Raw genomic sequence first — 18,951 nt, forward strand, 5'->3', positions numbered from 1 at the left:
TTAAGAATTTAGAGTTCCGGTATTCACTACAGGAACCGCCTCTTTATCACCACACAAAACTACCATTAAATTGCTAACCATAGATGCTTTTTTATCATCATCAAAATCAATGATATCGTCGGTTGATAATTTATGCAAAGCATCTTCAACCATACCCACAGCACCTTCTACAATTTTCTTTCTGGCGGCTACAATGGCTACTGCCTGCTGGCGTTTTAACATCGAGCTTGCAATTTCCGGAGCATAGGCCAGGTATCCAATTCGGGCTTCCATTACTTTAATTCCTGCAATAGCGAGACGTTCAGTAATTTCATTTTCCAAGGCTTCGTTTACCTCGTCCATACCTGAGCGTAGTGTAAATTCTGCCTGTTCATCATCAAAATTGTCATAAGGATACGACCCGGCAAGTTTACGCACTGCAGCATCAGTCTGTACCTTTACAAATTCTTCATAGTTGTCTACATCAAAAGCTGATTTATAAGTGTCAGAAACCTGCCAAACCAAAATCACATTAATCATAATGGGATTACCAATTTTGTCATTCACCTTTACACGTTCACTGTCAAAATTTCTAGCGCGTAACGAAATTTTTTGTCTAGAAAAAAACGGATTGGCCCAAAAGAAACCATTGTCTCGAACTGTTCCTTTATAAGCACCAAATAACACGAGTACTTTAGAACTATTAGGATTAACAATAAAAAAGCCTTTGACAATCAGTATAATGAGTAATCCTAGTAGTAAGAAAAAAGGATTGTCGAAAATGATCAAACCTGTCATCATGCCTGTAATAGTTACGGCTAGTATAAATAACATTATATATCCATTGGTCGCTTTAAATTCTGTTTCTTTTTTCATTTTGATACTAATTTGATATCATAATAATACTAAATATTTTTCAGATTTAAAAATTGGAATTGCATTTTTCGATAAAAGGGAACCCAGTTTGTATATTGTAAACTTGTAATAGATGCAAAAACAAATAGCAATGGCAGGACAACAACGTCTGATAAGAATTAACCTAAGAACACTTTTTGAAGATGGTAGTAGTCTACAGGATCAGGATTGGTATGGGGATAAATTAACGATAAGTCACGGTACTATCGCTTATGCCGATGAGGATTGGTACGAAGGCAATGTTAGTGTAGGTAGTGAAAGAATTACGATCGTGGTAACTGGAATAGACATTCCCAAAGACTTTGATGGAAGGCCAGGGCATCATGTAAAAATTGTGGTGTATGAATTGGATGTTGATGATAACCAGCTCAATTTTTATTCGGCGGAAGTGCAATTGGTAAACAACAGTTTCAGCTTTCAATACAAGACAAGAAGTTTGAATTAATATGATAATCAGAATTTTAATGATTAGATACATAAAAGAATTGTTGTTGTAGGGTTTAGTTTTAAAGAATAGTAATCATAAATGAGCGTGTTATTTATTATAATTGGAGTTTTGGCGGGGATAATTCTTTTAGCAATAGGAATTATTTATTTAAGATATTTTATACCATTGCGTCCTAAAGAAAATGGGTTTGCATATGTTTATGTTGAGGATGACGGCACTGTACGAGAATTGTATGAAGATGAAATAGAGTATCTCGAGGAAGAGTTTCATCCAACTGATGGTGCCAGACCCTACGTAAAAAGTAGATATAGTTCTTTAGCACCAGATAATAAAATGTCAGGTTTCATATATCGGAACAGAGTTCCGAAAAAGATTATAATCAAACCCGTAGTATCTGAAAACAGAAAAAAAGTGACATATACACTTGACAAAAATGGTGCAACTGGAATTTTTTCTAAGATACGAGATTCCTAGATACATGTATCCTATTTAAACTCTTCTGTGCTATCTCTTTTCGAACAAATCAAAACGCTTTTCAAACAAATTGAAACAGCTTCTTTGACTCATATTTGTATCAAAATAATAAGTCATGAAAGCTATATATTTAATCAAAGTATTATTAGTTGTTACTAGTGTGGTAGCGTTATGGATTGGAGGAGCTTTGACATTTACTCCTTTAGATTTTCACGCTACGTCTCAGATTGTTTTTGAATCGCCAAGTGCCAGTTTGTTAAGCGAATTACGATCTCCGGGCGGGGTGTTAGTAATTGCTGGATTTCTAATGTTTTTAGGAGTATTTCAGAAAAAAATGATAAGGCTATCGTTAACCGTTTCTACTATGGTATATCTTGGGTACGCATTGGGCAGGATAGTAAGTTTGGGGCTTGATGGCACACCAAACCAATCTTTGCTAATAGCGTTGGTTATCGAATTACTATTAGGGACACTATCTGCATTGGTTTTATTAAAAAGCAAACCACTAGCATAGGTTACCCGGAGAATCAGGATAGAAAAGGAAAGTAGCTTGCTTCTTTAGTCATAGCCAGCTAACATTTCGTCAATCCATTCGGAAGTGTTTTTATAATAGTTTTCACTAAAATCAGATTTCTGTTCGTCTAATAGTTTTTTGGTTTTTAAAAACATGGTTTTTGCCTGTTCCTTTTTACCCATTTTATCATACAAGTCACTCACATTAGCATGTATTTGTACATGGTTAGGCTTTTTCGCAATTGCCATAGTATAAATAGCTAAAGCAGTTTCATAATCCTGCAGAGCCTTAAAATCGTTAGCGACAAAATTCAAATAACCTGCACTTGCTTCATGAACATATCCAAAAGTTGCTTTTTGTTTTTTGTTAAAAAGCGCAACTTGAGCAGCTAAATCACTGTTGGGCTTTTTTGCCAGATCTTCCATTACCTTTTGATCCGCAAAATAATTACGACTCATGCTAATCAAACCATCACAAATAGAAGGTCCAACAATTTGCCAATGCCCCACACCTGTGATAGGCCGAGGTTGCCAAGCGATTGTTGTATTTGGATATTTGGTTAACAAGGAATCAATGCTATTCACATATCCTTTGAATTCTTTTTCTCTACGGCCTACATCTCCATGGCTAAAATACAGGTATTTACCAAAGGTAGTTTTGTTTTTTAATAAAGAATCAGCATGTTTTACAATGACGTTATCCTTATCTCCAAAAGAAGGGCTGATGCCAACATAGGCATCAAACATATCACGTTTGTCACTAAATATCGTATTCCCTACAAATGCGCCACCCCATGAGTGTCCTACGATTGCTCTAAAAGAGTCTGTTCTGTACTCTTTTTCTATTAACGGGAAAACCTCTTTGGCCAAATGTTCTTGCAATTTGGTAGATTTTGGATTAAATTCTGGTCCGCGTTGATCCGAAACCACACCTACCACAATCATAGGCATTACAGAATAGTTGTCTACCATGTATCCGATGTTTCCTTTGGCGGCATCCCAAAATATCTGATGTTGCGCATCCAGTACATAGGTCACAGCATATTTTGAAATAGAATCCCGATGATACCGATTAGGTAAAAAAACTTTTATACTACGTTTCTTTTCAAAAATTTTGGAATCAATGGTATGTTCAATTTCTGATTGGTTTTTGTCTTGCCCAAATGCCAGGCAACTCTTAAATAAAATACAAAGACAAAGGATGGTTTTAATGAATTTCATGACGGCTAGTGTTTTGTAGAAGTAAATATTTGTTTATGTTACTCGTAACGTATAGTGAAACTATACGTTAGTAAAGAGTACATTTTTTTTGGATTGTTACAGTTGTACAACAAAATGGGATTTTTACAATGTAAAAAGCAACGGGTAAGAATATCTTGCATCTTTAGAGCAAACAGATACATTAAAGAATAATAGGAAATCAATATTATGAATGAAATAACTTATGGTAAAGCCAAATACAAAGATGCTTTACGAATATCGGTATTGTTAAAAACCGTATATATTCAAACTTATGCAATAGATGGAATCACGTTTGAGTTTGCCAATTTTATTACCAAAAGATTTTCTACCGACTATATTGAGCAAGTGATCCAAGAAAACCCAAACCAATTGATTGTGGCTTATCAAAACGGGAATCCGGTTGGAGTTGCCGAAATAATGTATCACAGCACCTGTCCAATTCGAAAAATATCTGTTCCAGAATTAAGTAAATTATATGTATTAGAACGGTTTTATGGCAAAGGTATCGGATTTGGTTTGCTTCAAGAAGTCGAAAAGGAAATACAGATAAATGGATACAAAGAATGCAATCTAGAGGTATACATTCATAATGCTAGAGCGATTACTTTTTACAAAAGACAAGGCTATGTTGCTATCGGTAATGTAGATTTTCCAATGGAGTTCAATACTTATGAAAATCTAGTGATGCGCAAAGTGCTGGTTTAGAAGACAGGTCATAAGGTAATAAGTAGTCTTAGATTATAATTTCTTTCAATTTTATTACCTTGGTATTTGGATATATAATTTATGTGTATACATCTGGATTAAAAAAGTTTTCTAAAGGAAGTACAGTAATAAAATGAAAAAGCCTATAGTTCTATGAGCTACAACAATCCCTACAAACTCCTGTAATCACACAGTTCACATTTTCTACCTGATATTCTTTGGCTAAAGAAAAATGTACAGGAACAGGTAAACACTCAATGGTTTCACATACTTTACATCGAAAGTGAAAATGATCCTTTAGTTGATGATGATCATCGCATTTCATGCATAAAGCAAAATATTGTTTCCCATCGTCAGCAACAATTCTATGTAGTATGCCATCATCACAAAAACGGTTTAATACTCTATAGATGGTGGCTCTATTGATATCGATACCAATTTTTTTCTCAATAGCATCTTGACTCATTGCCTTGGCTGTTGATTCCAAAACAGAAAGTACAGCCTCTTTTGTAGGAGTATTTCTTCGTTTCATCTGTTTTTATTTGTTGTTTTCAATCGTCAGATGGAATCGCCATATAATCAGTTCTGTTGAAGATCAACATAATGGCTTATTTCATATCACAAATGTAAAATTTTATTGCGACTTCATTGCAATAATATGAAATAGGTTTATATTTGTACTCATGTTATTGCGACTTAATCGCAATAATAAAATTAAAATAGATGAAAAATACGTTACAAAGGATTTGGGTAGCGTGAACCCTTTCCGTAGCTAATTTTTTAAATGGTAAGAAAATGAATACAGAGAATAATTTTGAAGTCATCATCATAGGAGGGAGTTATGCAGGTTTATCTGCGGCAATGTCATTGGGCCGTTCTTTGCGCAAAGTATTAATAATCGATAGTGGTTTGCCCTGCAATCGACAAACACCTCATTCTCATAATTTTATTACCCAGGATGGAGTACAACCGAGTGTAATTGCGGAAAAAGCCAAAGCACAAGTATTGCAGTATAAAACCATAAAATTCGTTGAAGATCTGGCAGTCGATGGTAAGAAGTCTGCTCAAGGATTTCATGTCTTTACAGAAAAAGGAGAGGAGTTTATTACTCAAAAATTGATCTTTGCTACTGGAGTAAAGGATTTGATGCCGGCCATAAAAGGAATATCAGAATGTTGGGGGATTTCTGTAATTCATTGCCCATATTGTCATGGTTACGAAGTACATCATAAAAAAACGGCAATTATGGCTAATGGTGAAAAAGGGATGCATTTAGCAACTTTAGTTGCTAATCTAACCGATGATCTAACTATTATCACTTCTGGAAAAGCAGATTTTGATAAAGAGGAGCTGGCAAAACTTAAGCGCAATAATATTGAGGTTGTAGAAAAAGAGGTTTTGGAAATAGAACACGATAACGGGTATGTGAAAAATGTAATTTTTACTGATCGTAGTACAACAAGTTTTGAAGCTGTATATGCTTCCGTTCCTTTTGCTCAGCATTCGGATATTCCAGCTTCTTTGGGTTGTACATTAAATGAGCAAGGCTATCTGGAAGTAGATATGATGCAAAAAACAACCGTAGAAGGCGTATTTGCGTGTGGGGATAATACTACCAGGATGCGTTCTGTAGCTAATGCGGTAGCCGCTGGTAATACAACGGGTGCGGTTGTGAATATGGAATTGGCACAAGAGCAATTCTAGGCGTTATTGCAAAGCGGTGATTCACAAAGTTGGTATTGTTTTTGATCCAATGCAGTAAATTTTTAACATGAAAACAACTACCACTATTATACTGATACTAGCATTTTTTTCAATATTTTGGCCTCTGCACAATCTGTAAAAACTCATGAAGGTGTAAAAATAGGAGGGATCAAACAATGGATAGGTGCCAAAGGGGAAGATGCAACAAAACCAGTGCTTTTATTTCTGCATGGTGGCCCAGGGTTTTCATCCAAGGTGTATAGCAAGAAGTTTATAAAAGATCTAAAAAAAGATTTCATTGTAGTACAATGGGATCAGCGAGGTAGTGGTTTTACGGCAGCATGGGGATCCGAAGATGATCCTATCTCAATAGACTTGATGCATCAAGATACCAAAGAAGTAGTGGATTATGTATTGCAGAAGTTTAACAAAGAAAAACTGTATTTAGTCGGGTTTTCTTGGGGAGGTGTCCTTGGGCTTCAATTTGCACATCAATATCCAGAACTATTACATGCCTACATATCGGTAAGTGCTATGATCCATGGAGATGCTTCCGAAGCAAAAACTTTACAACTTATTAAAGAAAAAGCAAAACATACGAATAATTCACAGGCCATAGAAGAACTTACCGATGTTACAATTCCATTTGCCTCTTGGAAGGCGTTGTATGTTCAAAGAAAATGGACTGCCTATTTCTCTAATGCAAAATCTTCAAAAAGATACTACCCCAAGGCTTTGTTCAAAGAATGGTCCGCAAAATGGATGTCGATTTTTTTGGAGGCTTCCAGGACTGATTATTCGCATATTGTTCAAAAAATAGATTGTCCGATTTATTTTTTCTTAAGTAAAAAGGACTTGGTGTCAAATTATGAGGTAGCAGAAGAGCTGATCCAAGATATCGAAGCGGATCATAAAGAAATTATTTGGTTTTATAACTCTACACATGAGATCCCAAGTGACGAACCTAAAAAATTTAGTACTGCAATGATTGACATAGTTAGATCTTTATCTAAAAAGGAGAATCAATAACAATAGGTTTCAGGGGCCAAAAACATATGTACGACTGGTTTATCGTCTGTTTTTAATATTATTTTTCAGAATGATGTCACATTTTTATAATTTGAATTGTCTTATTATAAAATACACCTGCTTGTTTTGAAAAACTATCATGACATCTTATTTCCTTATGCATATAACATCTTAGGTTCTTCTGAAGATGCAAAAGATACTATTCAGGATATTTTGATAAAGTATCTATCCATAGATAAATCATCTGTAGAAAATGAGATTGGATACTTAATCAGATCTGTAATTAATCATGCCATCAATCTAAAAAAGAGGAGAAGTAAAATTACCCGAATGAATGAAGTTTGGTTACCAGAACCTTTTTCTACCGAAAATACGGATGATAGTATTCATAAAGAGGAAATATTATCCTATTCGATGTTGGTCCTCCTTGAAAAGTTAACGGTAAAAGAACGCGCGGTTTTTATTCTAAAAGAAGCATTCGATTATTCTCACAAAGAAATAGCTGAAGTGCTCAGTTTTTCAATAGAAAATTCTCGAAAATTACTAAGTAGAGCAAAGGTAAAAGTGCAGAATACCCAGATCAATGAAAATACAAATACGGTGTATGATACTTATTCTTTAGAAAATTATGTCAAAGTCATACAAAGTGGGGATCTTATCGCTTTAGAAAATCTATTGTCCAATGATATCGTTGTGGCTGCGGATGGAGGAAAAGATATCAAAGTGGTAAGAGCATTAACTACCGGAATAACAAGTGCTTCCAAACTATTGATCTACGTATACAAAGCATTTTTGGCAGGGTTGACGATCAAAATGAAGTATCTAAACCACCAACCAGCTATTTTGTTTTTTCAAAATGGTACCTTATATAACTGCCAGGTTTTTGAGTTAGAAGGGACCAAAATCAAAAGTATCTATTCTATAGTTGATCCAAAGAAATTACGGTCTTTTTTGTTATAAATCGGTCACGTTTTAAAGGGCTTTTTTGTCATTCTATTGAATATAAAAAATCAATAGATGAAAACATTATTAAGAATAGACGCAAGTCTCAGAACCGAAGGTTCTCACTCCAGGAATTTGGCCGATTTTTTTGAAACCCATTGGGAAAAAGCAAACCCAGGAGGAAGAGTAATACACAGGGATCTAACCCGAATCAATATTCCGCATTTACAGAACGAAACGGTACAGGCTTTTCATATTCCTGAAGAGAACTATACTCAACAAAACAGAGAGGCGATTGCCTTGTCTGATGCTTTGATACAAGAACTCAAATCAGCAGATCAAATTCTGATAAGCAGTCCATTGTATAACTTGAATGTACCTTCAGCCTTAAAATCATATCTGGATCATGTGGTTAGGTCTGGACATACTTTTATGGTTGATCATAATGGAAATTATCAGGGATTACTGAAAAAAAAGAAGCTTTCATCATCACTGCCAAAGGAGAAGTTTACAAAAACACGGTTATGGAAGCTTTGGATTTTCAAGAGCCATATTTAACCACCATTTTCGGTTTTATGGGGATAAAGCAAAGGGTCATTTTCTCGCTAGAAGGGACGGCGCATCCAAACATTCTTCAGGAAAATCTAAACCGTCAAAAAGAACAAATACTAGAAATACTAAAAACACGATAAATGAAAAAAACAGATTATTTTAATGATCAACTGGAAAATGAAGCAGTGATTGTAGCTCCAGAACAAGGAGAAAAACTAGAATTGGAAACCATTTCGATAAACTTTAAAGTGACCAGCGAAATGTCTAACGATCAATTAGGGATTTATGAAATTACCTTACCTCCAATGGCCATTGGTGCAAAGCTACACTATCATCGATTTATGGACGAAACCTTTATCGTAAACGAAGGAGTTTTAACGATGCAAGTGGGAGATAAAGAAATGCAGGTACATCCAGGTACAGTCGCTTATATTCCTAGATTTACACCACATGGATTTAAAAATGATACCGATAAGACAGTGAAACTGAGTCTGGTTTTTAACCCATCACAAAAACGAGAAGGGTTTTTTAGAGGGTTGTACGAAACCTTAAACGAAGTTCCTATCGACCCCAAAAAGTATTTGAAATTATATAACAAATACGACAGTTTCCCTGTAGATACTTCGGATATGCTGCCAGTTAGGGAGTAGTCAAAGTAAGATAAGCTTTGAAGAATTGATAAGAAGAAACCATAGGGTACACTTAGTTTGTTGATCTTTATGGATGTTGAACATGTTGGGACTAACAATTTGTATATTGCATCTTTTTTGTAAAAAGATAAATCCAAAATATGAAAATAAGAACCCAAAAGGATGTTGAGAAATTAGACCTTAAAATAAAGGAAGAACTAGGCATCGATGTACAGAAATATCGAAATGAAGAGGTCGTTGCCAATTTTGTAGACTTGTTGATTTTTCCAAAGTACGTGATCAATTGGGTAGTTCGTCCTGTTTTAATTTCAATTTTACTTTACGTAGTAGGTTTTTTTATATTTAGTTTGGTGCATATTGAATACCTAATTTATGGGATATTTGGTTTGGTACTTTTTCTTGCATCAGGAATTCTGGCTGGATTGCTTTTTTTGACTTGGAAAATGAAATCAGACATGTGGGGAATCATCAACTATTCGTTAGATATTATGAAATCTGCAGTAATGGATATCAACCAAGTAAATAATCAAATAGATAAGGAGAATAGAAAAGATGTTCTTGGATTACTTTTCAAGGGTATTATCCATATTATTACGATTCCGATGGTTTCAAAAATAATAGCTGACAAAGTTCCATTTGTAGGTCGTGTCATAAATTGGATGGTGAAAAGAGTTCTGAGATTAGTAGCTAATACAGTAAAATTTGATGAGCAAAAATTAAAACAGGAACTAGAAAAAAAGGAGGATGAACCTGGAGCGCTACAAGTGTATTCAAATTCAATTGATGCTGCAACAACAGGTTTAGAAAAAGTGATGAATATTACTTTTGGTGTAGCTCAATTTCCTATAAAAGTTGCGTTTGGAATTGTATTTTTGTTACTAGTCCTATTTCTTTATATTATCAACTAACATGTTGAAATAAAGCCAGTCATATAAACAACAAAGATTGTCTTTGTAAGACAATCTTTGCAATATTTTTCACTTCTTAAAATGATTATATAATTTGAATTATGAAATCACTTTAACATTAACAGCGTTTAATCCTTTTTTTCCTTGTTCGGTTTCGAATTCAACTTTGTCATTCTCTCTTATTTCATCTATTAAACCAGTTGCATGTACAAAAATATCTTGTCCTGATTCTGATGAAATGAACCCAAATCCTTTTGAGTCGTTAAAAAATTTTACTGTGCCTTCTTGCATCTTACTAAATTTTAAATTATTAAATGTTATAGTGTTCAAACAGTTCTTCTTAATAAAATTTAGAATTGATTACAATAGTTATAACGTCATTCTAAACACTTAAAAAAATAAAGTAATAATGAAATAAAAAAGGCAAGAAGAGAATAAACTCAAAAAACTAATTACTAAATAATACCTTAAAATCAAAAAGCAGTTCTATTTGAACGCTGCAAAAATAGCATATTTATTCGCAAAATAACCATGATCAAATGAAAAATTATTTTGATAACAATAAATTAATACACAGTAAATGAAGTGCTTGTGTTTTATGCTCTTAGCTAAAATTCGTCACTATGTTCGCGAAGATACTTTGCCTTATGTTGAGCTTTTTTCATTTGTTCACGCATTTTAACAGACTTTTTTACATATTCTTTGCGTGACCTTATTTCTTTTACAAGCTTAACGTTTTTGCACTTTCTCTTATACCTTTTAAGAGCTCTATCAATACTTTCTCCTTTTTTAACCTGTATTATTAGCATAGTTTTAGTTTTAATTGTTTTCACCTAAAAGTTCGTAATGATCTCGATTTTTTCGATCTTATTTAAGCATCAATTAAAACAAGCTATATTATTCTCTTAAAGATTTTGTAGTACTGCGATTGATGAATCACAAACGCATATGCATAGATAAGGTATTATTATAACTTATCACTTATTATTTGGGTTTATTTTTAATTCAATGAAATCAGTTGGTCTTTAAGCAGAGATACTCTGATTTATAACAACAAGAAATAGTGGATTATCGTATTTTTACAAAGAAAGAACGATTCTTATAGGAAAGTTGTGAATGCTGAAATTCAAAACAGGATTATCGCTTTAATTTAAATTATAATATATAAACTATGATACCCATAACTGATATACTAGTATTTGCATTAGCAGCTTTACTTATGGTACTGTCACCAGGACCAAATATGATTTATTTAATCTCTCGTTCTTTATCCCAAGGAAAAAATGCAGGAATTATCTCTCTTTTTGGAGTAATGTGTGGTTTTTTATTTCATATTCTCATGGTCTCATTTGGACTTACAGCTATATTCTTTGCAGTGCCTTATGCATTTGTTGTCGTAAAGTTTCTTGGGGTAGGGTATCTGCTTTATCTGGCATACAATTCGGTAAGATCAAAAAACAAAATTTTTGATGCGGATCAAAACCTTAAAAAAGATAAACCCTTCAAACTGTTTAATATTGGATTAATGACGAATGTCTTGAACCCGAAAATGGCGGTTTTTTACCTTTCCTTTTTTCCGCAGTTCATCAAACCAGAATATGGTTCGATTTTAAGTCAGAGTTTTCAGTTGGGTGTAGTACAGGTGGTCATCAGTTTTATTGTTAACCTTTTGATTGTGTTATCTGCCGCCAAAATGGCTAACTGGTTTTCAAAAAAACCAATTTGGTTACGAGTTCAGAAATGGTTTATGGCATCGGTACTCACAGGATTGGCAGTAAAAATGGCATTTGCTAAAGTGAAATAGTCTAGGTGAGACCAAGAGAGGTTAAAGTTTGATTCCCAAATGATCGTATAAAGATTGATTTCCTTTGGAAGTAACTACAAGCTCTCGGGAGAATTCTACTTTTTTAAACCAGTGTTGTTCCAACATTTTGTTCAATAGTACAGCACCCAAGTGTCCTGCCAGATGAGGGCGACGTTCGGACCAGTCCAGACACTGCCTAGTCAAGGGACGACGGCTTTTGATAAAATCATCTTGGGAAATACCAAGCTGAGAAAACCATGTCCATCCTTTTTGAGTAACTAGATAATGGTTCTCACTTTTTTGAAGGTATCCCTTCTTTTCCATAGCTTCGGTTATGGTTACGCCTAAGTACCCCGCCATATGATCATAGCAGGTTCGGCAATATTTGACCCCGATTTTTTGGGTACGCTTATTTTCTGTATTTGGTAATTTTTTATTCGCCAAATAGGCCATAGATTCTACGGCATAGGCGACTTCACTAGAAGCAAAAGAGTAGTATCGATGTCTACCCTGCACATCTACTTTTAGTAGGTTGCCTTTGAGTAGTTTAGATAAGTGGTTACTCACCGAAGTAGTTGATATGTCGGCAGCAAGTGCTAATTCTCCTGCGGTGTAGGCTCTTCCATCCAATAAATTCCACAGAATTTTTGCTCTGGAAGGTTCACAAAGCAAAGAGGTCACCGAGACAAAATTAGTTTCTTCCATAGTTCATTCTCAAATGAAATGTAAATGTAATAATTGAATTTACTTCGTCATAAATTAAAACCATATAAAATGAAAGACATAGAAATTATATTCGAAAACAAGCCCGGGCAATTGGCTTTAATGGGCGAAACTTTAGGAAAGAACAACATTAGCCTCGAGGGCGGAGGCGTTTTTTATAATGGCACACATGCTATTGCGCATTTTTTGGTCGCCGAAGCTGACAAAGCTAAAATCGTGTTAGAACAAGAAGGAATAAAGGTTACCCAAATTAATGAGGTGGTGATTCAAAAACTTAGACAGGACGTACCTGGTCAATTAGGAATGTTTTGCAGAGCATTAGCCGAGGCCAATGTCAATATTATCACGCAATACAGTGATCATGACAATCAGTTGATCGTAGTTGTAGATGATTATGATAAGGCAAAAGTAATATCCGATACTTGGATGAAAAAATGGTGGAATAATTAATAAATAATATGAAAAAAGAACATCAATACCAGGCTACCATAACCTGGACAGGCAATACAGGAAAAGGTACCGCAGCGTATAGCGCTTTTGAACGGAGCCATAGCATTAGCGTAGTCAATAAACCGGAAATTTTAGGATCTTCGGATCCTTCATTTCGAGGAGATCCGGCAAAACATAATCCAGAGGAGTTATTGCTGGCGTCCTTATCCTCCTGTCATATGCTTTGGTATTTGCATTTGTGCGCTACTGCAAAAGTTGTAGTGACCAGTTATAAAGATCAGGCAAAAGGCATAATGATCGAAAAAGAGGATGGAAGTGGATATTTTTCTGAAGTACGTTTACATCCCGTAGTAACCGTTGCAGAAGATACAATGATAGAAAAAGCAATAGAAATACATGAAAAAGCCAATGGATATTGTTTTATCGCGAATTCTATGAATTTTAAAGTGACACATCATCCTCAATGTTTTTCTGAGGAAGACAAGAAACATCAATAACTAACTAAATAAGATGAAATGAACCCTATCGAAGTCATCCTATTAAATTTTTCTGAAATCAGAAGACGAAGTATCAAACTCTGGGAAGGTATCCCCGACGAATATCTCAATTGGAAACCAGACCCAAAAGCATTTACATGTCTGGAAATGGTCAGACATGTTTTGGAAGCAGAACATCTCTTTCATACCATTATTAAAAATAGAGGAAACCTTGGCGATTATCCATCTCCATGGCAGGAGTTACCCTACTCAGACCTCCAATATGAACTTGAGTTTTGCAAACCGTATCGAACATCCTTTGTAAAAATGATACAAAATATAGATCCGTCGAGTCTCAATAGCATTAGGATAGAAAGAACTGAAGTGGGACAAAGCAAAACCTTGGGAGATTACTTAAATCGTATTGCATATCATGAAGCCGTGCATACTGGGCAAATTCTGGACTACCTCAGAACCATTGGGATAGAGAGACCTTTGATATGGGATTAATGGAAATAGAGAAGTTGCTGTCATTCATTGTAAAGTGAATTTTAACGAAGGTTTAACCTAAAAACCAAGACTATCCTTTTTGACCGGTATTGTATGGTAAGCAACCCCTATGTACCTTTGCATGTATAGGAATCATAGGATGAGAATAGATTAGCAAGATTCGTTTGTCATGCTAAGGATCGCATTCAATAAAAAGTCAACAAATCATTAAAACCGCTTACTATGAAAAAAATAACTATAGCATTAGCCGTTACTGGGATTTTAAGTGTTTGTACTATGTGTAAATCTCCTGAAAAGAAAGAGGAAAACACCAATGCTACTGAAGTTACTGAGGAGAAAGAAGAAGAAAAGGTACTGCAAAATGTTGCTGAGTTTGATACCCGTCCGGGCAATGTTGCGGTATCCAAAGACGGGCGTGTGTTTGCTACCATGCATCCTTTGGATGCTTCTAACTTTCAGTTAGTAGAGATAAAGAATGGTAATATAGAACCTTTTCCAAGTACCGATTACCAAAAGAATGGTGCAGCCGCAAGTGACGATAAACTCGATACTCCATTAGGAATACGTGTTGCCAAAAACAATGTGCTTTGGATTATTGATATGGGGCAAAATCTAGGAAAAACTCGTTTGTTTGGTTTTGATATTGGTACCAAAAAAGAGGTGTTTCGATTCGAGTTTCCACAAGATGTGGCTCCCAAGGGAAGTTTTATTCAGGACTTGGCGGTAGATGAGAAAAACGGTTGGGTCTATCTTGCAGATATTGCAAATCCAGGAATTTTGGCAGTTGATATCAACAACAAAACGGTACGAAGATTTGCAGATAAAGTGGTTGAGGCCGAGGACATCGATATGGTCATCGATGGTAAAGTGATCCATTTTGGAGGTGCTCCGGCGAGAGTAGCGGTAAATCCAATTACTTTAAATTATGATAGAAATACCTTGTTTTTTGGAGCCATGAATGGAACCAAATGGTATAGTGTGCCAGCAAATGTATTTAGAGAAGGAAAGGAAGACAGTGAAATAGCTAAGGCGATACAGGTAGTAGGAGCAAAACCTATATCAGACGGTGTTGCTACAGATAGAAATGGGAACCATTACTTTACCAACCTTCAGGAGTATGGTTTAGATGTATTGAATGCATCAGGAGAATTACAACCCGTAATAAGAGATAAGTCTATCGATTGGCCAGATAATGTAGCAGTGGGTAATGATGGATGGTTGTACGTGGTAGTAAACCAATTGCATAAAGCACCAGCATTTACTGGAGCCGAAGACTTAGGAACGCCTCCTTATTTCATCAAAAAAGTAAAGTTATAACACGTATCTAGAAACCCATTCGTGTTGGATAAATTCAGTAAACAATAAAATTTTAGGAGACAATGAAAAAGATCTTATACATAGTTATTGCCGTTAGTATGGCAATTTCTTGTGCCGAAGAAAAAAGCCTGTACAAAAGGTTTCCAACCCTAAAAAAGTAATATCTACGAATAAGGTAGTATTAAGCTCTGAAATCGAATGGGAAAAATTAAATCCGGCAAGAGGAGATAAAAGCCCACTAGCAGGAACGGTTTGGGGCGATAGAAAAGATACTGTAGCAACTGGATTTTTGGCAAAATTTGTAGACGGTTTTTCTTCACCTCCGCACATTCATAATGTTACCTATCGGGCTGTTGTAATCGAGGGTTTAATTCATAATGATGATCCAGATGCTACTGCTATGTGGATGCCAAAAGGTTCTTTTTGGACACAACCGGCAGGAGAATCTCATATTACTTCTGCAAAAGGAAAAGAAAATATTGCCTATGTGGAAATAGATAACGGGCCATATTTGGTAAAACCCATTGATCAAGCTTTTGATAATGGAGAACGTCCTGTTAACATAGATGCTGCAAACGTAGTTTGGGTAACTAACAAAGCTACCAATTGGATTAGTGTAGAAAGTAATGCTGAAATAAGTTTTCTGTGGAAAAGTAATAATAATGATGGTCTACAAGGCTTTTTAGTAAAAATACCAAAACAATTTACCGGTGAAATTGTTAGTGATGGAGAAGTTTTTCATGCGATTCTTGTGCAAGGAGAGCTGCATTACACTTTGCCTCAAAATCGAGATGTGAAAATCTTAGATCCTGGAAGTTATTTCACAGCTACGGATGAGGCAATTCATAGGGTAGCCAACGAAACTAATGACAATAGTATATTGTATATTAGAACTAATGGTGATATCAAAGTGAAAAACTGAAATCATTTCAGTTGAGGATTGTTGTTTGGTACAGATAGCAATTACTCCATAAAGTTGTAACACCTACACGAATTCTGTATCAGAATAATAAAACCTTGTAATTATGAATTTTCCATTTAGCAAAACGTATTCTGATAATGAACAACAAGAATTAGTAAAACAAGCTATCCAAGGTGATCGAAAAGCGCTCAACGATCTTATAGGATATCATCAACCTTTTATTTATAACCTTGCCTGGAAATTGTGTCATGATCCAAACGATGCTCAAGATCTTACACAAGAGGTATTAATAAAAGTGATAACCAAATTAGCGCAGTTTGGTTTCAAAAGTAAATTTCGTACCTGGTTGTATCGAATTGTGGTTAATGAATTTTTGCAGACCAAACGCAGAAAAGGAGAAGAGAAATTTTCGGACTTTACTGATTATGGCGAACGCCTGGATCAGGTGCCCAATGCCGAATTGACTATCGAGGAAGATATTGCCTATCAAGAACTTTCTAAAGAAATGCAGATTCAATGTATGAGTGGGATGATTATGTGTCTGAATAGGGAACAGCGTCTTATTTTTATTTTGGGAGCAAGTTTTGGAATTGATCATAATTTGGGTGCGGAAATATTCAATATCAGCACACAAAATTTTAGAATCAAATTACATAGAGCTCGTAAAGACCTGTTTAATTATATGAATAACAAATGTGGTTTGGTCAATACAAACAATCCTTGTCGTTGTCCCAAAAAGGCAAAGACCTTAAAACAAATGGGAGTCTTGGACGAAGAAAAGATGGTATTCAATATCAAAACGCAAACCAAAGTAAAAGACTTTGTAGAGCAAAATCATGCTGCCGCATTAGATGATTTTTCTGACACATATACAAAACTGTTTCAGGAACATCCGGTAAAAGATGATTTTGACAAAGATACCATTGTGAATGAGTTGATTAATAATGAAAAGCTTACTGACTATTTCCGTCTGTAATCCTCCTTTTTTCGATTATATATCAAAGGCTACTTCAATAAGAAGTAGTCTTTTTTGATTTTGTAACACCTATAACTTTCTCGTATCCAAATGATAAATCATTAATTCATTTAATTTTTATCGATATGGAATTTAAGAAAGAAATTATTATTAACCGGAAGATTGCAACCGTGTGGGATATCTTGGGGAATCAATTTGGGGATGCCTACAAATGGGCTTCAGGGCTCAATCATTCCAAAGGATATGGAGCACCAACAATTGTAGAAGCTCCTTCTAATAACAGAGCTTGCGAATTACCATCAGGTAAGATCAAAGAGGTAATACGAACTTTTGATCCACAGAACTATGAGTTAGAGTACGAAGTCATAGAAGGTTTTCCGTTTTTTGTTGATACCGCGATTAATAATTGGCAGTTGAACGAAATAGGAAGCGATACGACCAGAGTAAATATGCATCTGATAGTGACTACCAAAGGTTTTATTGGTGGAGTAATGGCTCCCATAATGAAAATACAATTAGCCAAACAGATTGCAAGTATTCCAAATGACTTAAAACACTTTGTAGAAACAGGACAGCCTAGCCCTAATAAAACAAAAGAATTACAAAAATTATCAAAGAAGGTGGCTTCAGTTTTGTAACACCGTTTGAATTGATGTATCCAAACAATAAACCTTTAAAAATCTAAAAACACATGAAAAATGTAATGCACACAGTAATGATCGTTTTGGCTTTTGGATTAGCAAGTCATTCGATCCTGGGGCAAGAACGGATGACAAAAAAGTTCAAAACCCTTAATACCGAAATTGTAATAAACGCTTCAGCAGAAAAAGTTTGGGAAACCATGGTATTGGACTATGGCAAAGTGGGAAACTTTTCTCCCTTTATCTATTCTTCTAATTATGAAAATGGCTCCTTAAAAGGAGAAGTTGGAGCAGAGAGAAAGTGTTATTTCAGTGAAAATAAAAAGAGATGGGCACACGAGACTATTCTTGACATTGATGCGCAAAATTTGCGTATGACCAATATCATTAAAGATGCAGCTAAATTTCCTTTGGACAAAAACAATTCTCAAGCTATTTACTATGTGAAAGATAATGGAGATGGGACTGCAACAGCAGGCTATAAGTTTCAGTTTAGAACCAAACCTGCTTTTATGGCTGGATTGGCTAAGGGTAAATTCAAAAAGTTATTGGGAGAGACATTAGTGGGATTAAAACATTATGTAGAAACTGGAGAAGTAGTAAATGCCTCTAACAACAAATTCAAAGACATTAAAAATACTTATAACTACACCGTGTTAAAATAATATATAATATGACAACAGAAGCTATAGCCGAAGAACTAAAAACACTGCTGGAAGAAGGGAAGTTCGAAGACATTTATGACACCCTTTTTCATCAAGAGAAGGTAAAACACATCGAACCACAATCTCCTCATTTTCCCGAATTAGTTGGAGTAAAAGCCATCAAAGAAAAGGATACAGTTATGACCGGAAATATTGAGGAAGTAACGTCCTTAGAAATTGGAGATTATGTGACGAGCAAGAACTTCATTGCTATTCCGTATAAGATTTCTTTAACGCTCAAAAATGGAGATGAAATGGAGCTTGATGAACTTATTATTTATCAAGTCGAAGATGGTAAAATCATTCTTGAACAATTCTTTTATTAACAATAAACACATAACAAAATGAAAAAAAGATCAAACAAGTT

General features: G+C 35.0%; 25 protein-coding genes and 1 pseudogene. 20 read left to right on the top strand and 6 right to left on the bottom strand.

Annotated elements, in window-relative coordinates:
- Entirely contained in the window at positions 1–855 is an 855-nt protein-coding gene (locus AC0L3Q_RS08640) for an SPFH domain-containing protein (protein ID WP_473286200.1), read from the bottom strand.
- A 112-nt stretch (positions 856–967) separates the two neighbouring features.
- On the opposite strand from AC0L3Q_RS08640, the gene AC0L3Q_RS08645 reads away from it, so the two are divergent.
- The 3 genes from AC0L3Q_RS08645 to AC0L3Q_RS08655 all read left to right on the top strand — a co-directional run bounded on the left by AC0L3Q_RS08645 (position 968) and on the right by AC0L3Q_RS08655 (position 2,330).
- Complete coding sequence (locus AC0L3Q_RS08645; RefSeq protein ID WP_473286201.1) at positions 968–1,339, top strand: hypothetical protein; 372 nt, start codon at positions 968–970, stop codon at positions 1,337–1,339.
- Positions 1,340–1,420: 81 nt separating this feature from the next.
- Positions 1,421–1,816 carry a hypothetical protein gene (locus AC0L3Q_RS08650; protein WP_473286202.1) on the top strand — a complete coding sequence of 132 codons (396 nt, stop codon included), beginning with the start codon at positions 1,421–1,423 and terminating at the stop codon, positions 1,814–1,816.
- Positions 1,817–1,931: 115 nt separating this feature from the next.
- On the top strand, positions 1,932–2,330 hold the full coding sequence (locus AC0L3Q_RS08655) for a DUF4345 domain-containing protein (protein ID WP_473286203.1): 399 nt from the start codon (positions 1,932–1,934) through the stop codon (positions 2,328–2,330).
- A 44-nt stretch (positions 2,331–2,374) separates the two neighbouring features.
- Here the strand turns inward: AC0L3Q_RS08655 and AC0L3Q_RS08660 are convergent, their stop codons facing one another.
- A complete protein-coding gene (locus AC0L3Q_RS08660) occupies positions 2,375–3,550 on the bottom strand; it encodes an alpha/beta hydrolase-fold protein (protein ID WP_473286204.1) in 1,176 nt (391 codons plus the stop codon).
- Between the two features lie 207 nt (positions 3,551–3,757).
- Between AC0L3Q_RS08660 and AC0L3Q_RS08665 the strand changes: the two genes are divergently transcribed.
- Complete coding sequence (locus AC0L3Q_RS08665; RefSeq protein WP_473286205.1) at positions 3,758–4,276, top strand: GNAT family N-acetyltransferase; 519 nt, start codon at positions 3,758–3,760, stop codon at positions 4,274–4,276.
- A gap of 151 nt (positions 4,277–4,427) precedes the next feature.
- Here AC0L3Q_RS08665 and AC0L3Q_RS08670 read toward each other — a convergent pair whose 3' ends face one another.
- The gene (locus AC0L3Q_RS08670) at positions 4,428–4,808 is read right to left on the bottom strand and encodes a Fur family transcriptional regulator (RefSeq protein ID WP_473286206.1); all 381 of its coding nucleotides are present in this window, start codon (positions 4,806–4,808) and stop codon (positions 4,428–4,430) included.
- A 263-nt stretch (positions 4,809–5,071) separates the two neighbouring features.
- Between AC0L3Q_RS08670 and AC0L3Q_RS08675 the strand changes: the two genes are divergently transcribed.
- The 6 genes and pseudogenes from AC0L3Q_RS08675 (at position 5,072) to AC0L3Q_RS08700 (ending at position 10,061) form a co-directional block, all read left to right on the top strand.
- Positions 5,072–5,980: an NAD(P)/FAD-dependent oxidoreductase gene (locus AC0L3Q_RS08675; RefSeq protein ID WP_473286207.1), complete on the top strand. Its 909-nt coding sequence runs from the start codon at positions 5,072–5,074 to the stop codon at positions 5,978–5,980.
- Between the two features lie 117 nt (positions 5,981–6,097).
- Positions 6,098–7,009 (top strand): alpha/beta fold hydrolase, encoded by a 912-nt coding sequence (locus AC0L3Q_RS08680; protein WP_473286208.1) that lies wholly within the window; start codon positions 6,098–6,100, stop codon positions 7,007–7,009.
- 126 nt (positions 7,010–7,135) lie between these two features.
- Positions 7,136–7,969: a sigma-70 family RNA polymerase sigma factor gene (locus tag AC0L3Q_RS08685; RefSeq protein ID WP_473286209.1), complete on the top strand. Its 834-nt coding sequence runs from the start codon at positions 7,136–7,138 to the stop codon at positions 7,967–7,969.
- Between the two features lie 57 nt (positions 7,970–8,026).
- A pseudogene (locus AC0L3Q_RS08690) lies at positions 8,027–8,643 on the top strand (FMN-dependent NADH-azoreductase).
- On the top strand, positions 8,644–9,153 hold the full coding sequence (locus AC0L3Q_RS08695; RefSeq protein WP_473286210.1) for a cupin domain-containing protein: 510 nt from the start codon (positions 8,644–8,646) through the stop codon (positions 9,151–9,153).
- Between the two features lie 140 nt (positions 9,154–9,293).
- Positions 9,294–10,061, top strand: coding sequence for a hypothetical protein (locus tag AC0L3Q_RS08700; protein ID WP_473286211.1), 768 nt, complete (start codon positions 9,294–9,296; stop codon positions 10,059–10,061).
- Between the two features lie 99 nt (positions 10,062–10,160).
- Here the strand turns inward: AC0L3Q_RS08700 and AC0L3Q_RS08705 are convergent, their stop codons facing one another.
- Both AC0L3Q_RS08705 and rpsU read right to left on the bottom strand, forming a co-directional pair.
- Positions 10,161–10,352, bottom strand: a complete 192-nt coding sequence (locus AC0L3Q_RS08705) for a cold-shock protein (protein WP_473286212.1) — start codon at positions 10,350–10,352, stop codon at positions 10,161–10,163.
- Between the two features lie 317 nt (positions 10,353–10,669).
- Positions 10,670–10,870, bottom strand: a complete 201-nt coding sequence (gene rpsU / locus AC0L3Q_RS08710; protein WP_073314696.1) for a 30S ribosomal protein S21 — start codon at positions 10,868–10,870, stop codon at positions 10,670–10,672.
- A 362-nt stretch (positions 10,871–11,232) separates the two neighbouring features.
- Here rpsU and AC0L3Q_RS08715 point away from each other — a divergent pair, with 362 nt between their 5' ends.
- Positions 11,233–11,865, top strand: a complete 633-nt coding sequence (locus tag AC0L3Q_RS08715; RefSeq protein ID WP_473286213.1) for a LysE family translocator — start codon at positions 11,233–11,235, stop codon at positions 11,863–11,865.
- 21 nt (positions 11,866–11,886) lie between these two features.
- Here the strand turns inward: AC0L3Q_RS08715 and AC0L3Q_RS08720 are convergent, their stop codons facing one another.
- The gene (locus AC0L3Q_RS08720) at positions 11,887–12,570 is read right to left on the bottom strand and encodes an ArsR/SmtB family transcription factor (RefSeq protein WP_473286214.1); all 684 of its coding nucleotides are present in this window, start codon (positions 12,568–12,570) and stop codon (positions 11,887–11,889) included.
- 69 nt (positions 12,571–12,639) lie between these two features.
- Here AC0L3Q_RS08720 and AC0L3Q_RS08725 point away from each other — a divergent pair, with 69 nt between their 5' ends.
- From AC0L3Q_RS08725 to AC0L3Q_RS08765, 9 genes are all read left to right on the top strand, one after another.
- Entirely contained in the window at positions 12,640–13,038 is a 399-nt protein-coding gene (locus AC0L3Q_RS08725; RefSeq protein WP_473286215.1) for an amino acid-binding ACT domain-containing protein, read from the top strand.
- An 8-nt stretch (positions 13,039–13,046) separates the two neighbouring features.
- The gene (locus AC0L3Q_RS08730) at positions 13,047–13,535 is read left to right on the top strand and encodes an OsmC family protein (protein ID WP_473286216.1); all 489 of its coding nucleotides are present in this window, start codon (positions 13,047–13,049) and stop codon (positions 13,533–13,535) included.
- 18 nt (positions 13,536–13,553) lie between these two features.
- Positions 13,554–14,024 carry a DinB family protein gene (locus tag AC0L3Q_RS08735; protein ID WP_473286217.1) on the top strand — a complete coding sequence of 157 codons (471 nt, stop codon included), beginning with the start codon at positions 13,554–13,556 and terminating at the stop codon, positions 14,022–14,024.
- A 222-nt stretch (positions 14,025–14,246) separates the two neighbouring features.
- Positions 14,247–15,341 carry an L-dopachrome tautomerase-related protein gene (locus AC0L3Q_RS08740; RefSeq protein WP_473286218.1) on the top strand — a complete coding sequence of 365 codons (1,095 nt, stop codon included), beginning with the start codon at positions 14,247–14,249 and terminating at the stop codon, positions 15,339–15,341.
- Between the two features lie 109 nt (positions 15,342–15,450).
- Positions 15,451–16,263, top strand: coding sequence for a DUF4437 domain-containing protein (locus tag AC0L3Q_RS08745; RefSeq protein WP_473286219.1), 813 nt, complete (start codon positions 15,451–15,453; stop codon positions 16,261–16,263).
- A 103-nt stretch (positions 16,264–16,366) separates the two neighbouring features.
- Entirely contained in the window at positions 16,367–17,239 is an 873-nt protein-coding gene (locus AC0L3Q_RS08750; RefSeq protein WP_473286220.1) for an RNA polymerase sigma factor, read from the top strand.
- Between the two features lie 125 nt (positions 17,240–17,364).
- Positions 17,365–17,877 (top strand): SRPBCC family protein, encoded by a 513-nt coding sequence (locus AC0L3Q_RS08755; protein WP_473286221.1) that lies wholly within the window; start codon positions 17,365–17,367, stop codon positions 17,875–17,877.
- A 53-nt stretch (positions 17,878–17,930) separates the two neighbouring features.
- Complete coding sequence (locus AC0L3Q_RS08760; protein ID WP_473286222.1) at positions 17,931–18,545, top strand: SRPBCC family protein; 615 nt, start codon at positions 17,931–17,933, stop codon at positions 18,543–18,545.
- A gap of 8 nt (positions 18,546–18,553) precedes the next feature.
- The gene (locus AC0L3Q_RS08765; RefSeq protein WP_473286223.1) at positions 18,554–18,910 is read left to right on the top strand and encodes a SnoaL-like domain-containing protein; all 357 of its coding nucleotides are present in this window, start codon (positions 18,554–18,556) and stop codon (positions 18,908–18,910) included.
- Positions 18,911–18,951: the final 41 nt, after the last annotated feature.

The organism is Aquimarina sp. KJ22-3 (genome assembly GCF_055808215.1).

Excerpts from the sequence above, each read along its gene's own strand:
- AC0L3Q_RS08750 (WP_473286220.1), top strand. The coding sequence starts at position 16,367 with ATGAATTTTCCATTTAGCAAAACGTATTCTGATAATGAACAACAAGAA.
- rpsU (WP_073314696.1), bottom strand. The coding sequence starts at position 10,870 with ATGCTAATAATACAGGTTAAAAAAGGAGAAAGTATTGATAGAGCTCTT.
- AC0L3Q_RS08645 (WP_473286201.1), top strand. The coding sequence starts at position 968 with ATGCAAAAACAAATAGCAATGGCAGGACAACAACGTCTGATAAGAATT.
- AC0L3Q_RS08740 (WP_473286218.1), top strand. The coding sequence starts at position 14,247 with ATGAAAAAAATAACTATAGCATTAGCCGTTACTGGGATTTTAAGTGTT.
- AC0L3Q_RS08755 (WP_473286221.1), top strand. The coding sequence starts at position 17,365 with ATGGAATTTAAGAAAGAAATTATTATTAACCGGAAGATTGCAACCGTG.
- AC0L3Q_RS08720 (WP_473286214.1), bottom strand. The coding sequence starts at position 12,570 with ATGGAAGAAACTAATTTTGTCTCGGTGACCTCTTTGCTTTGTGAACCT.
- AC0L3Q_RS08675 (WP_473286207.1), top strand. The coding sequence starts at position 5,072 with ATGAATACAGAGAATAATTTTGAAGTCATCATCATAGGAGGGAGTTAT.
- AC0L3Q_RS08715 (WP_473286213.1), top strand. The coding sequence starts at position 11,233 with ATGATACCCATAACTGATATACTAGTATTTGCATTAGCAGCTTTACTT.
- AC0L3Q_RS08665 (WP_473286205.1), top strand. The coding sequence starts at position 3,758 with ATGAATGAAATAACTTATGGTAAAGCCAAATACAAAGATGCTTTACGA.
- AC0L3Q_RS08760 (WP_473286222.1), top strand. The coding sequence starts at position 17,931 with ATGAAAAATGTAATGCACACAGTAATGATCGTTTTGGCTTTTGGATTA.
- AC0L3Q_RS08660 (WP_473286204.1), bottom strand. The coding sequence starts at position 3,550 with ATGAAATTCATTAAAACCATCCTTTGTCTTTGTATTTTATTTAAGAGT.
- AC0L3Q_RS08725 (WP_473286215.1), top strand. The coding sequence starts at position 12,640 with ATGAAAGACATAGAAATTATATTCGAAAACAAGCCCGGGCAATTGGCT.
- AC0L3Q_RS08650 (WP_473286202.1), top strand. The coding sequence starts at position 1,421 with ATGAGCGTGTTATTTATTATAATTGGAGTTTTGGCGGGGATAATTCTT.
- AC0L3Q_RS08765 (WP_473286223.1), top strand. The coding sequence starts at position 18,554 with ATGACAACAGAAGCTATAGCCGAAGAACTAAAAACACTGCTGGAAGAA.
- AC0L3Q_RS08700 (WP_473286211.1), top strand. The coding sequence starts at position 9,294 with ATGAAAATAAGAACCCAAAAGGATGTTGAGAAATTAGACCTTAAAATA.
- AC0L3Q_RS08705 (WP_473286212.1), bottom strand. The coding sequence starts at position 10,352 with ATGCAAGAAGGCACAGTAAAATTTTTTAACGACTCAAAAGGATTTGGG.
- AC0L3Q_RS08730 (WP_473286216.1), top strand. The coding sequence starts at position 13,047 with ATGAAAAAAGAACATCAATACCAGGCTACCATAACCTGGACAGGCAAT.
- AC0L3Q_RS08735 (WP_473286217.1), top strand. The coding sequence starts at position 13,554 with ATGAACCCTATCGAAGTCATCCTATTAAATTTTTCTGAAATCAGAAGA.
- AC0L3Q_RS08655 (WP_473286203.1), top strand. The coding sequence starts at position 1,932 with ATGAAAGCTATATATTTAATCAAAGTATTATTAGTTGTTACTAGTGTG.
- AC0L3Q_RS08640 (WP_473286200.1), bottom strand. The coding sequence starts at position 855 with ATGAAAAAAGAAACAGAATTTAAAGCGACCAATGGATATATAATGTTA.
- AC0L3Q_RS08670 (WP_473286206.1), bottom strand. The coding sequence starts at position 4,808 with ATGAAACGAAGAAATACTCCTACAAAAGAGGCTGTACTTTCTGTTTTG.
- AC0L3Q_RS08695 (WP_473286210.1), top strand. The coding sequence starts at position 8,644 with ATGAAAAAAACAGATTATTTTAATGATCAACTGGAAAATGAAGCAGTG.